The sequence below is a fragment of the Streptomyces sp. AK08-02 genome, from assembly GCF_033795085.1.
GTDB lineage: Bacteria > Actinomycetota > Actinomycetes > Streptomycetales > Streptomycetaceae > Streptomyces > Streptomyces echiniscabiei.
Genome location: NZ_JARAZV010000009.1, coordinates 405,719 through 415,237, shown reverse-complemented (window position 1 = coordinate 415,237; position 9,519 = coordinate 405,719). Strand labels below are relative to the sequence as shown.

Annotated in this window: 10 protein-coding genes; all 10 read left to right on the top strand. The window is 69.6% G+C overall.

Annotated elements, in window-relative coordinates; genetic code table 11:
* Nucleotides 1–399 precede the first annotated feature (399 nt).
* The 10 genes from PV734_RS21155 (at nucleotide 400) to PV734_RS21110 (ending at nucleotide 9,367) form a co-directional block, all read left to right on the top strand.
* Nucleotides 400–588: a ferredoxin gene (locus tag PV734_RS21155; protein WP_319290865.1), complete on the top strand. Its 189-nt coding sequence runs from the start codon at nucleotides 400–402 to the stop codon at nucleotides 586–588.
* Between the two features lie 2 nt (nucleotides 589–590).
* Nucleotides 591–1,820 carry an NAD(P)/FAD-dependent oxidoreductase gene (locus PV734_RS21150; RefSeq protein WP_319290863.1) on the top strand — a complete coding sequence of 410 codons (1,230 nt, stop codon included), beginning with the start codon at nucleotides 591–593 and terminating at the stop codon, nucleotides 1,818–1,820.
* Nucleotides 1,821–1,822: 2 nt separating this feature from the next.
* The gene (locus PV734_RS21145) at nucleotides 1,823–2,629 is read left to right on the top strand and encodes an acetoacetate decarboxylase family protein (RefSeq protein ID WP_319290861.1); all 807 of its coding nucleotides are present in this window, start codon (nucleotides 1,823–1,825) and stop codon (nucleotides 2,627–2,629) included.
* Nucleotides 2,630–2,663: 34 nt separating this feature from the next.
* Nucleotides 2,664–4,127 carry an aldehyde dehydrogenase gene (locus PV734_RS21140; RefSeq protein WP_319290859.1) on the top strand — a complete coding sequence of 488 codons (1,464 nt, stop codon included), beginning with the start codon at nucleotides 2,664–2,666 and terminating at the stop codon, nucleotides 4,125–4,127.
* Nucleotides 4,120–5,064: a 3,4-dihydroxyphenylacetate 2,3-dioxygenase gene (locus PV734_RS21135; protein ID WP_266928318.1), complete on the top strand. Its 945-nt coding sequence runs from the start codon at nucleotides 4,120–4,122 to the stop codon at nucleotides 5,062–5,064. The genes PV734_RS21140 and PV734_RS21135 overlap by 8 nt, the downstream gene beginning before the upstream one ends.
* Nucleotides 5,065–5,074: 10 nt before the next feature.
* Nucleotides 5,075–5,920 (top strand): fumarylacetoacetate hydrolase family protein, encoded by an 846-nt coding sequence (locus tag PV734_RS21130; protein WP_069757843.1) that lies wholly within the window; start codon nucleotides 5,075–5,077, stop codon nucleotides 5,918–5,920.
* A gap of 48 nt (nucleotides 5,921–5,968) precedes the next feature.
* Nucleotides 5,969–6,571, top strand: coding sequence for a TetR/AcrR family transcriptional regulator (locus PV734_RS21125; protein WP_266529753.1), 603 nt, complete (start codon nucleotides 5,969–5,971; stop codon nucleotides 6,569–6,571).
* A 230-nt stretch (nucleotides 6,572–6,801) separates the two neighbouring features.
* Nucleotides 6,802–7,998 carry a cytochrome P450 gene (locus tag PV734_RS21120; protein ID WP_319290848.1) on the top strand — a complete coding sequence of 399 codons (1,197 nt, stop codon included), beginning with the start codon at nucleotides 6,802–6,804 and terminating at the stop codon, nucleotides 7,996–7,998.
* Between the two features lie 41 nt (nucleotides 7,999–8,039).
* Nucleotides 8,040–8,252, top strand: a complete 213-nt coding sequence (locus PV734_RS21115; protein WP_069757840.1) for a ferredoxin — start codon at nucleotides 8,040–8,042, stop codon at nucleotides 8,250–8,252.
* A gap of 191 nt (nucleotides 8,253–8,443) precedes the next feature.
* Nucleotides 8,444–9,367 carry a TIGR03619 family F420-dependent LLM class oxidoreductase gene (locus PV734_RS21110; RefSeq protein ID WP_319290892.1) on the top strand — a complete coding sequence of 308 codons (924 nt, stop codon included), beginning with the start codon at nucleotides 8,444–8,446 and terminating at the stop codon, nucleotides 9,365–9,367.
* The last annotated feature ends 152 nt before the right edge of the window (nucleotides 9,368–9,519 follow it).

The window sequence follows — 9,519 nt, the reverse complement described above, 5'->3', positions numbered from 1 at the left end:
ATCGCTACTCGCTACGACAAGACCGCCGAGTCCTACCAAGCCGCCGTCACCCTCGCATCGCTCCTGATGTGGGCGTGACATTTGAAGACAACTCCTAGGCGTGTGGATGGTGAGGGGATTCAGAGGGCCGGTACGGGTGGGGGCGCGGCACATGGAATAGCTTGTTTGATGCCAAACGGTATGAGGACTTCGAGTACCCCGCAAGGGGCGGCAGGAAAAAAATTATCCGCATGGATAGGTATTGACCAGGGTCGGGCGGCTTCCTATGTTGTTTGAAGCCAAATGAGTAAGGGTTCGGTCAGTTGCCGGACCTTTGGCCGGGGCCCGGCCGACGCCGGTCGGGCCCCTCTTCCTCCGCTCGTCCCCGCCCCGACGCCCTCACATTCAGGAGGACCGGCCATGAAGGTCGTCGTCGACATGAACAAGTGCCAGGACCACGGCCAGTGCGTCTTCGCCGCACCCGATGTCTTCTCCATGGACGACAGCGGCCACCTGGCCTACGTCCCCGACCCCGACGACGCGCTGCGCGAAGAGGTCGAGGAAGCCGCCGACGTGTGTCCGCTCCAGGCCATCCGTATCGAGGGCTGACCATGACTTCGCGGAGTGCACGCATCGTCGTGGCCGGCGCCTCCATGGCCGGCCTGCGCGCGGCCGAGCAGCTGCGGGCCGCCGGCTGGACCGAAGCCATCACCCTCGTCGGTGACGAGCCGCACATGCCCTACAACCGGCCGCCCCTGTCCAAGGAGGTCCTGGCCGGCAAGGCACCCTTCGAGTCACTCGCCTTCCGCCCGCGGGCGAGTGTGGCCGACGCGGAATGGCGGCTGGGCGTCAAGATCGTCGCCACCCGGCTCGCGGAGAACATCGTCGAGTTCGACGACGGCGAGGCACTCTCCTACGACGGTCTGGTCGTCGCCACCGGAATGCGGCCCCGGCGCCTGCGCTGCCCCGGCCCGCTCGCGGGCCGGCACACGGTCCGCACCATCGACGACGCGCAGGGTCTGCGGCAGGCCCTGACCAGGCCCGGAGCCCGCGTGGTCGTCGTCGGAGGCGGCTTCATCGGCTGCGAGGTCGCCGCCACCGCCCTCGCTCTGGGCGCCCGGGAGGTGACGGTCGTCGACCCGCTGCCCCTGCCGATGGTCGGCCCCCTCGGCGAGCTCCTCGCCAGGGTCCTGCTGAAGCGCCACGAGGAGCGCGGCGTGCGCTTCGCCCTCGGCACGGGCGTGACCGGCTTCACCGGCGACGACCACGTCACCGGCGTTGCCCTCGGCGACGGCACCGTCCTTCCCGCCGACGTGGTGGTCGAGTCGGTCGGGTCGGTCGCCAACACCGAGTGGCTGGACGGCAACGGCCTCGACCTGAGCGACGGCGTGCTCACCGACGAGCACCTGCGCGCCGGCGGACGGCCCGACGTGGTGGCCGTCGGCGACGTCGCCCGCTTCCCCAACGCCCGCTACGACGGCGTACCACGCCGTGTGGAGCACTGGTGCATCCCCACGGACACCGCCAAGCACGCCGCGAAGACCCTCGTCGCCCAGCTGGCCGGCACCAGCCACGGCCTGTCCCCGTTCGCGCCGCTGCCCACTTTCTGGAGCGACCAGCACGACTTCCGCCTGCAGTCCTTCGGCGCACCGGTACTCGGCAAGGAGGACGTACGCGTCCTGGACGGCGACCTCGACGGAGATGTCGTCGTCGGCTACCACGCCGGCGGCCGACTGGCCGGTGTCGTCGCCCTCGGCGGTCCGGCCGCGGTGGCCGCCGCCTCCCGATACCGCGCCGAACTGCTCGAGCAGCCCGCCCTCACCGCCAAAGGACTTCGCTGATCATGAACACCGTCCGTGGATTCTTCTTCCCCAAGACGGCGAGCGGTGCCTCGTCGCTGGTCCCCTCACCGCCCTGGCTGTACTCCGGGGACCTGCTCACCGTCGAGTACCGCACCGACCCGGCGCGCGTGCGTGAACTGCTTCCCGAGCCACTGGAGCTCGCCGACGAGGACCCGGGCGCGGTGGCGCTGATCTGGGCCGACTGGCAGTCCTGCTCGGCGTCCGGCGAGGAACTGCTCGATCCCGTGCTCTCCCAGTACAAGGAGGCGTTCGCGGTCGTCCGCTGCAAGTACCGGGGCCAGACGTACTCGCGATGCGTCTACATCTGGGTCGACAAGGACTTCGCCATCGCCCGCGGCCTGCACCAGGGCTACCCGAAGAAGCTCGGCTCGATCCACCAGACCCGCCCGCACCCGTACGGCCCCGCGCCGCGCATCGAGGCGGGGGCCCGTTTCGGCGCCACGCTCGCCGCCGCCGACCGGCGCCTGGCCCAGACCACGGTCACCCTGCGCGAGCCGTCGCAGACGAACGGCTTCGTCAACGCCCACCCGATGGCCCACCACCGCTGGCTGCCCTCCATCGAGAAGGGCAAGGGCCTCGCTCTGGACGAGCTGATCGAGTCGGGCGCCGCGTCCTTCGAGGCGGGACAGGCCTGGCGCGGCGACGCCGAGCTGGAGCTGTTCGAGGCGCCCACCGAAGAACTGGCCCGCCTGGAGATCCGCGAGCCGATCGCCGCCTACTACCGCCAGGTCGGCGTCGTCTGGGACGGCGGCCGACTGCTGGAATCCGGCACCTCCGGCGCCGAGTAGACCCCACCACCTCGTGAGACCGGAGGAGCAGAGCATGAGCGAACACACCATCACCGTTGCCGGGGTCGCCGTCGACACCCGGCACTGGATCGGCGGCGAGCGCGTCGCCTCGGCACAGACGTTCCCGGACGTCTCGCCCATCGACGGCAGCACGATCGGCGGCATCTCCCGGGGCACGGCCATGGAGGCAGCCGCCGCCGTGGCCGCCGCGAAGGCCGCGTTCCCCGCCTGGGCGGCCACCTCCCGCGCGGAACGCGCACGCATCCTGCACGCCATCGCCGACGGGGTCGAGAAGCGGATCGAAGAGCTCTCCATCGTCGAGACCACCGACAACGGAGCCCTTCTGCGCTCCCACCGCCGGGGCGTCATGCCCCGCGTCGCCCACAACTTCCGCTTCTTCGCGGACTGGCTGCTGAAACTGGAGCACGAGGACTTCGAGACGCGCGGGCACACCAACCACGTCAGCTGGGACCCAGCGGGCCCCTCCGTGCTGATCACACCGTGGAACGCCCCGTTGATGCTGGCCACTTGGAAGGTCGCCCCGGCTCTCGCGGCCGGCAACACGGTGATCCTCAAGCCCGCCGAGTGGACCCCGCTGACTGCCTCCCTGCTGGCCGACATCGCCACCGAGGCCGGGCTCCCGGCAGGTGTGCTCAACGTCGTCCAGGGCTACGGCTCCGAGATCGGCGACGCGCTGACCTCGCATCCCGACGTGCGCCGGATCAGCTTCACCGGCTCCGTGCCCACGGCCAAGCGGATCGCGGAGTCGGCGGCCGCGAACCTCACGCCCTTGAGTCTCGAGTTGGGGGGCAAGTCGCCGCTGTTGGTGTTCGCCGACGCGGACCTGGACCTGGCCGTCGACCTGGCGGTGGAGCAGTACGACAACGCCGGCCAGGTGTGCCTGGCTGCGACGCGCTTCCTGGTCGAGGAGTCGGTCGCCGAGGAGTTCACCCGCCGCTTCGTCGAGAAGGCCGGGCAGCTCACCCAGGGCGACCCGCGCGGCGAGGCTACCGACATCGGGCCGAACATCCACCCGCTCCAGCTGGAGAAGATCGACGGCTTCGTGCAGCGTGCCGTGGCGGCCGGTGCCCGCGCGGTCATCGGCGGCCACCGCAAGGACGGCCAGTACTACGCGCCGACCCTCCTGACCGCCGTCGCCCAGGACTCGGAGATCGTGCAGGAGGAGGTCTTCGGCCCGGTCCTGACCCTGCAGACCTTCGCCACCGAAGACGAAGCCGTCCGCCTCGCCAACGACACCCGCTTCGGGCTGGCTGCCACGCTCGCCACCGGTGACCCCGAGCGCGCCGAACGCGTCACCGCCCAGCTTGTCGCAGGCACGGTCTGGACCAACTGCTTCTTCGTCCGCGACCTGCAGGCGCCGTTCGGCGGCTCCCGCCACTCGGGCGTCGGCCGCGAGGGCGGCACCTGGAGCTTCGACTTCTACTGCGACCTCAAGAACACCGTGACCTCGCCGAACGGATGGAACAACCATGGGTGAGATCGTCGGGGCGGGCCTCCTCGCCCACGTCCCCACCATCGTGCTGCCCGAGGAGACCCGGCTGGAGCTGAACGGGGGCAAGGAGATCACCCTCGTCACCGGCCTGCACCAGCTCCGCAAGGACGTCTTCGAGCGCGACACCGCCAACGAATACGACACCGTCGTCGTCCTGGACTCCCACTGGGCGACCACCGTCGAGTTCGTCGTCACAGCCCAGCAGCGCCGCGCCGGTCTGTTCACCTCCGAGGAGCTACCGCGCGGCATGTGCCGGATGCCGTACGACTTCCCCGGTGATCCTGAACTGGCCCACAACATCGAGAAGTTCGCCGACAAGCACGGGACCTGGATCACCGCGATCGAGGACGAGTACCTGCCGATCTACTACGCCACCACCAACCTCTGGAAGTTCCTGGGGGAGGGGCTGCCGGACAAGCGGTGGGTGACCATCGGGGTCTGTCAGACCGGGGACATGGAGGACCACCTGCGGCTGGGCCGGGCGCTGGCCGACGGGATCGCCGCCACCCCGGGCCGCCGGGTCCTGGTCATCGCCTCCGGTGCGCTGTCGCACACCTTCTGGCCGCTGCGCGAGCTGCGCGACCACGAGTCGAGCGACCCGGTGCACATCTTCACGCCCGAGGCGCGCGAGGCCGACTACGAGCGGATCGCCTGGTTCAAGGAGGGCCGCCACGACAAGGTCCTCGACACCATGCCGGAGTTCTCGAAGTACAGGCCCGAGGCGAAGTTCTTCCACTACCTGATGATGGCCGGTGCCCTCGGGGAACAGGCCTGCGTCGCCAAGGCCCGCCAGTACGGCGAGTACGAGAACTCCATCGGCACCGGCCAGGTCCACCTCTGGTTCGACCGCCCGGCCGACGGCTGGACCGGCGCCGGCCTGCCCGCCGCCCCCTCCGCGCACAACCCTCACAGCCGTATCTAGGAGTACTGCCATGCCCGAATACCGCCGCATCCTCCTCGACGGCGCCGCCGTCCAGGTCACCGTCGACGGTGACGAACTCGTCGCCGCGGACGGCCGCCGCGTCAAGACCGAGGACGCCCAGCACCTCCCCCCGGTCGTCCCCTCCAAGGTCATCGCGGTCCATCTCAACCACCGCAGCCGTGTCGACGAGTTCGATATCGACCTCCCCGACACGCCCACCTACTTCCACAAGCCGACCTCGGCCCTCAACTCGCACAAGGGTGCCATCGTCCGCCCCGAGGGCTGCAAGTGGCTCAACTACGAGGGCGAGGTGGCCATCGTCATCGGAAAGACCGCGCGCAACATCTCCCCGGCCGAAGCGGGCGAGTACATCGCCGGATACACGATCGCCAACGACTACGGATTGCACGACTTCCGCGACACCGACGCCGGCTCCATGCTCCGGGTCAAGGGCTCCGACACGCTCTGCCCGCTCGGCCCCGGCCTGGTCACCGACTGGGACTTCCACGGCAAGAGCCTGCGCACCTACGTCAATGGAAAGGTGGTCCAGGACGGTTCGACCGACGAGATGAAGTGGGACATGCACTATCTCGTCGCCGACATCGCCCGCACCATCACCCTGTACCCCGGCGACGTCCTGCTGTCTGGCACCCCCGCCAACTCCCGCCCCGTACAGCCGGGCGACGTCGTCGAGGTCGAGGTCGAGGGCCTGGGCCGCCTCACCAACCACATCGTCACCGGCCCCACCTCCATCCGTACCGACGTCGGCGCCCAGCCCACCGAATCGGAGGAGGTGCTGTCCACCGCGCTCGGCGGCGACTGGGAGTTCCGCGGCATCCGTCCGCCGAAGCGATGACGCCCCTGGGCGGTCTGCCGGTCGCGACGCGCGGGTAGGGTCGCGTTCATGAGTGATTCCTCCGAGAAGCCCCCCGCCAGGCCCCGCAAGCGCGTGGACTACGGGACCGGCCGTGAGGCCCTGCTCAACGCGGCCGTGCGCGTGGTGGCCCGGGGAGGGCTGCGGAAGCTCACCTATCGTGCCGTCGCGGAGGAGGCGGGTGTCACGCACGGGCTCGTGGTGCACCACTTCGGTTCGCGGGACGCACTGATCGAGGCGGCCCTCGAGCACGCGGTACGCACCAGCGCGCGCACGAGCTCCCTGGAACCCGGCACGGGCGACATCGCGGACTTCGCGGCGGGACTGGCGGACATGGTCACCCGCGAGCCGGCCATGCAGATGTTCCAGTACGAGCTGATGCTCGAGTCCCGGCGCAGGCCCGAGCTGCTGCCGCAGATCCGCGCGCTGTACGAGGAGTACTTCGAGGCCACGGAGAGGGAGCTGTCCCGCAGCCTGCCCGACGGCACCAGCCCTGCCCTGACCCGGCTCGTGTTCGCCGCTCTGGAGGGTCTCGTACTGCACCAGCTGGTCCTCGACGAGCCGGACGTCACCGAGGCCGCGCTGAAGGAGCTGCGGTCACTGCTGACCCGGCAGCGTGGAGGCGCAGAGTAGCCGCCATGTCGTAATCCCTGCCATAACGGCAGGTCAGGACGAGTCCCCGTCGCCCAGCGACGGGGACTCGCCTGTTTCCGGCGGCATAAAGAGTTGATTACGTGCGCGCGAAGCATTGACGAAATTATCCGTGTGGATAATTCTCGGTGGTGAAGGGCCCCACTGGTCGCCCTTCCTCTTCTCCTCCCCAGCTCCCTCCGCCTCGCGCCCGATACGAGGAGTGTCACGACATGACCGTCACCACGGCCGGACCCGCGTCCGCCACCGAGGATCTGCTGCCCTTCCGTGACCCAGGCTTCCGTGCGGACCCGTACCCGTACTACGCGCGGCTGCGGCAGGAGCACCCTGTCTACAGGCATCCGGTCGGCCTGTACGTCGTCTCCCGCTACGAGGACGTCGCCCGGCTGATCCGCAACCCCACCCTGAGCGCGCAACAGCTCGACTTCGGGCCGGCCACCCCGATCCACCACACCATGCTCGGCAAGGACGCCCCCGACCACACGCGGCTGCGGCGGATCACCAACCGCTGGTTCACACCCAAGGCGGTCGAGGAGTGGTCCAAGGTGATGCGTGCCGCCGTGGAGGCTGTGCTCGACGAGGCGGAGAAGGGCGACGGCACCCTGGACGCGGCCGACGGCCTCTCCCTGAAGTGCACCTTCGACACCACCTGTCACATCTTCGGCATCGAGCCGACCGAGATGGACACCATCCAGCGCAAGACCTACGAGATCGGGCTGAGCCTCGGCCCCGGCTGCAACGACGACGAGGCCCGCGCCACCACGGAGGCGTTCGCCTGGTACGCCGAGCACATCCGCCGGCTCGTGGCCGACAAACGAGCCCATCCCGGCGAGGGCCTGATCGACGCCTTCATCGCCGCGCAGGACGAGGGCAGGATGACCGAGGAAGAAGTCGTCTACACCATCCTGCTGTTCTTCGCCGTGGGCCACCTCGACGTCAAGCACCTGATCAACCACGGCATCTGGCTGATGACGCAGCAGCCCGGGCTGTTCACCGACTACCGGGACGAGCCGGAGGCACGGCCGGGCATCATCAACGAGATCCTGCGGATCGACACGCCCGAGTCGATGGTGGTGCGCCTGACCACGCAGGACACGGCCATCGGCGACACCACGGTACCGGCCGGAGAGGCGCTGGCCCTGCTCATCGCCTCGGCCAACCGCGACCCGGAGGTCTTCGCCGACCCCGACACCTTCGACCACACCCGGCCGGTCGCCGCCGGCCAGCACCTGGCCTTCGGCTCCGGCATGCACGGCTGCGCCGGCCAGATCCTGGCCCGCGCCGAGGCCGACATCGTCTTCAGCTCGATCGTCAACCGTTTCTCCGGTGTCGAGCTGGCCGGTGAACCCGCCTACGCCCACACCGAGTTCCTGCGCACGATCACCCGCCTCCCCGTCCGTTTCCTCTGATCCCCCGACCCCTGCGAGAACCGAGAGAGACAGGAGCCGTCATGAAGGTCGAAGTCGACCTCAAGAAGTGCCAGGACCACGGCCAGTGCGTGTACGCGGCCCCCGGCCTGTTCGCGCTGGACGACGACGGACGCCTGTCCCTGCGGTCGAGGGCGACCGACGTCTACGTGGCCGACGTGGACGAGGACAGCGCCGAGGAACTGCACGAGGCCGCCGAGGTATGTCCGCTCCAGGCCATCACGGTGCACGAGTAGACGGAAACGCGGCATGTCACCGATGGCGCCGGGCCACCGGAGAACGGCCCCGGCGACAGCGGTCCGGCCGTCGTGGGCCCGCCACAGGAGTACGCGGCGGGCATCTTTGCCGTCATCCAGCCGCACGCAGCCTCGACGCAATCCCCGCGAGTGAAGGACATCCACCCGTGCCCGCACCCACCCCTCCCCGCATGCTGCTCGTCCTGAGCGAGAACTGGACGCTGACCGGCGGCCGGGCGGACCTGCCCACCGCCGTACGGTGGGCCTGCGAGGCCGAGGACGCCGGCTTCGACGCGGTCATGGTCAGCGAACACATCGTGCTCGGACCGGACGCCGGGGCCGCCGGTGTCATGGGAAACCCCCGCGACTACGCCCTCCCGGGCAACCAGGACCCCTACACCCCCTGGCCGAACTCCCTGCTCCTGCTCGCCTCCATCGCCTCCGTCACCTCCCGCCTCCGGCTGGCCGCCGCGGCCGTCCTCGCACCGCTGCGCCACCCCCTGCTGCTCGCCCGCGAACTCGGCACCCTGGACCTGCTCAGCGAGGGCCGCCTCGTGGTGCAGCCCACGGTGAGCTGGAGCAGGGACGAGTACGCGGCCCTGGGCGTGCCGTTCGGAAAGCGCGGGCGGCTGCTGGACGAGCACCTTCAGATCTGTGCGAGGGCCTGGGGACCGTCCCCGGTCTCCCACGACGGCGAGCACTATCCCTTCCAGGACGTCTACTTCGAGCCCAAGGCCTACCGTCCTGACGGCCCGCGGCTGTGGTTCGGAGGACAGGGCATGCACGGCCCGCTGCTGCGGCGGCTCGTGCGGTACGGCCACGGCTTCCACCCGCTCGGACGACCCGCACCCGAAGACATGCGGGAGCTCGGGGACGCCTTGACCGGGGCAGGACGCGACATCGCCGACCTGGAGATGATCGGCGGCACCCAGGCCGTGTTCCCCGACGACCGCTCACCGGCCGACCTCGGCACCGCCCTTGCCTCCATTCCCGAGCAGCTGGAGCTCGGCTTCACCACCTTCTGCATCAAGCCGAACCAGTTCATCGACGACCCCAACGGCATCGGAACCTTCTGCCGGGACGTCATGCGGCGCGTGGAGAGGGTGACCGCGTAATCCGTCGCACGTGCCGCGAGTCCCCCGGTTTCCACCGTGTAGGAACTCCGCCGCCGCGCAAAGGATCTCCCCACACCCCTTGTCAAACGGATAGTTCCGGCCCACCATGGGGCAACTCGTTTGGCCCAAAACAAACTCCGCCCCTCCCCGTC

Coding starts and splice junctions, on each gene's coding strand:
- PV734_RS21155 (WP_319290865.1), top strand. CDS start 400: ATGAAGGTCGTCGTCGACATGAACAAGTGCCAGGACCACGGCCAGTGC.
- PV734_RS21150 (WP_319290863.1), top strand. CDS start 591: ATGACTTCGCGGAGTGCACGCATCGTCGTGGCCGGCGCCTCCATGGCC.
- PV734_RS21145 (WP_319290861.1), top strand. CDS start 1,823: ATGAACACCGTCCGTGGATTCTTCTTCCCCAAGACGGCGAGCGGTGCC.
- PV734_RS21140 (WP_319290859.1), top strand. CDS start 2,664: ATGAGCGAACACACCATCACCGTTGCCGGGGTCGCCGTCGACACCCGG.
- PV734_RS21135 (WP_266928318.1), top strand. CDS start 4,120: ATGGGTGAGATCGTCGGGGCGGGCCTCCTCGCCCACGTCCCCACCATC.
- PV734_RS21130 (WP_069757843.1), top strand. CDS start 5,075: ATGCCCGAATACCGCCGCATCCTCCTCGACGGCGCCGCCGTCCAGGTC.
- PV734_RS21125 (WP_266529753.1), top strand. CDS start 5,969: ATGAGTGATTCCTCCGAGAAGCCCCCCGCCAGGCCCCGCAAGCGCGTG.
- PV734_RS21120 (WP_319290848.1), top strand. CDS start 6,802: ATGACCGTCACCACGGCCGGACCCGCGTCCGCCACCGAGGATCTGCTG.
- PV734_RS21115 (WP_069757840.1), top strand. CDS start 8,040: ATGAAGGTCGAAGTCGACCTCAAGAAGTGCCAGGACCACGGCCAGTGC.
- PV734_RS21110 (WP_319290892.1), top strand. CDS start 8,444: ATGCTGCTCGTCCTGAGCGAGAACTGGACGCTGACCGGCGGCCGGGCG.